2 protein-coding genes are annotated in these 1,960 nt (G+C 58.8%); one reads left to right on the forward strand and one right to left on the reverse strand.

The window, feature by feature from the left end:
* Positions 1 to 221: 221 nt before the first annotated feature.
* Positions 222 to 944: a PAS domain-containing protein gene (locus QZZ60_RS11355; protein ID WP_295641483.1), complete on the forward strand. Its 723-nt coding sequence runs from the start codon at positions 222 to 224 to the stop codon at positions 942 to 944.
* A 237-nt stretch (positions 945 to 1,181) separates the two neighbouring features.
* Here QZZ60_RS11355 and QZZ60_RS11360 read toward each other — a convergent pair whose 3' ends face one another.
* Positions 1,182 to 1,586, reverse strand: coding sequence for a rhodanese-like domain-containing protein (locus QZZ60_RS11360; RefSeq protein ID WP_295641485.1), 405 nt, complete (start codon positions 1,584 to 1,586; stop codon positions 1,182 to 1,184).
* Positions 1,587 to 1,960: the final 374 nt, after the last annotated feature.

Raw genomic sequence — 1,960 nt, forward strand, 5'->3', positions numbered from 1 at the left:
GAGAAGTCGCCATCGGTTTGAAAAATATCGGCATATGGTCTACGGTAGAGCATGATATGATGGGCTGCCGTTGTGCATCGGCAGAGCCCGGGCATGGCCGCGCATGGCTCTGGAAGGGGACGGGGGCGGCAGATGGAGCATGCCGCATGTTCTGTTCGGTGGGAATGCACGGAAGCGGTCGGTTTTTACAGAACGTCGGTTCGACGATATGGAGAGTGCATATGTCTTCTGCATCGGAGCACACATTCAACAAAGAGCTTCTTGAAGAGTTTTCCGGGGCTCCGTTTTTTTTGGGAAGTCCTTTTTCCGATGAGGACAGGGCCGTTATCGACAGTGTGGTGGGACTTGTGCCCATGCTCTCGACGCTGCTGGGAAAGCACTGCGAGATCGTGGTACACTCCCTTGAGGATCCGGCGCACGCCGTGGTAGCGGCGGCCAATACGCGCATTTCCCGCCGCAGCGTGGGCGATCCCATACAGCGTGAAGGCCTGACCACGCTTCTTGAGAAGATGAACGATCAGAAGGCCTATTTCTGCCGCGGCAGCGAAGGACAGGCCCTGAAGGCCGGTATTTCTCCTTTGTGCAATGCTCGAGGGCGCTGTCTGGGCAGTCTTGCCGTGGCCATGAATCTTGAGGCCCCGCTTGCGGACGTGGTGGCCTCGCTTTCTCCGGGGAAGGAGCATGTCCGGGAGGAAATGAGGATATTCGGCGCAGGGCCGGTCAGACTTGAGGAAGTCATCTCGCAGACGTGCGAGAAGATGGGAGCAAAAAACGGCGTACCTGCCAGAAACCGGGCCAAGGCCGTCATTGCGGAGCTCTATGAGAAGGGCGTGTTCAACTACCGCAACGCCGTGCCGCTCGTGAGCAGCTACACGGGCATATCCCCGGTAACAGTCTACTGGCATCTGCGGGAACTCAGGAAGGAAGCAGCCCCCAAGCCCTGAGCGCCGAAGGGGGAGACGTTTTTTCGCGCGGCCGGGCCGCCGGGCGGAGGAGTCGGGGTGGGACGACGTTTTGTCTCTGTGATCGGAAAAAGAGCCGATGGCGGACGATGCGGTCTTCTGCCGCAGGAAAAGGTATCCTGCCAGTCCGTCTGTCGGGTGCAAAAAAAGGAAGGAGCGGCCCTGACCTGGGCCTTTCCTTCCCTGAAGGTATGTTATCGTCGCAGGCGTGTCGTCTGTCTACCGGTAAAAGCGCGGCGTGCCCATGGAATAGTCGGTATAGCCCGTGAGGTACCAGACCTGGTCGGTGGAGCGGCCCAGTCTGCGCAGGGTGTCAAAGGCGATGGAGGCACGGTGGCCGGAGCGGCAGATGATGAGCATGGGCTTGCCTTCCGGCACTTCCTGAATGCGGGACTTGAGCTCTTCCAGAGGGATGTTGAGAGCGCCTTCCACGTGGCCGTCGGCAAATTCGGCTTCCGTTCTCACGTCGAGAACGACGAGGCCGTCATCCTTGAGATCGGCGTACAGTTCCGTGGTCTGCGCCGGGGTGAGGCTGCCGGAAGCGGGCAGGTCTGCGGCGAGGCAGGGAGCGACGAGAAGCGTGAGGGCAAGAAGAAGCGATGCGCCCAGGTGGGAAAGTTTCATGGTTTCTCCTTGAAAACAGCGGGGCTGTTTCTGTAACACGTTGAGGTTGCACACGGTGTGCCGGAATCGTTCCGGCGGCCTGCGTTCCCTATGCCGGACTTTTGTTTTTCGGGCAAGTGACCTGGAGCGCTCCTTGTCTGCCGGAGAGTCTTCGTGCCTTGCATGACGCGGCTTTTCAGGCAATGTAACATTTTCTTTCCGGGCTTTTGTACCCTTCGGAAATGCAACTTGAGCTCTTTTTGGCGTTTTGAACGGAACCATGACGGAGCGCTGCGGAGAGTTGCCGTGCTTTTTGACGACGTTCCTGAGCCTGTGCGGGAAAAATTTCGGCAGAGGAAAGACGTTGCGTCCCCGATGTGGTCCGACGTCTTTTC

It is taken from the genome of uncultured Mailhella sp., assembly GCF_905187505.1.
Taxonomy (GTDB): Bacteria; Desulfobacterota; Desulfovibrionia; order Desulfovibrionales; family Desulfovibrionaceae; genus Mailhella.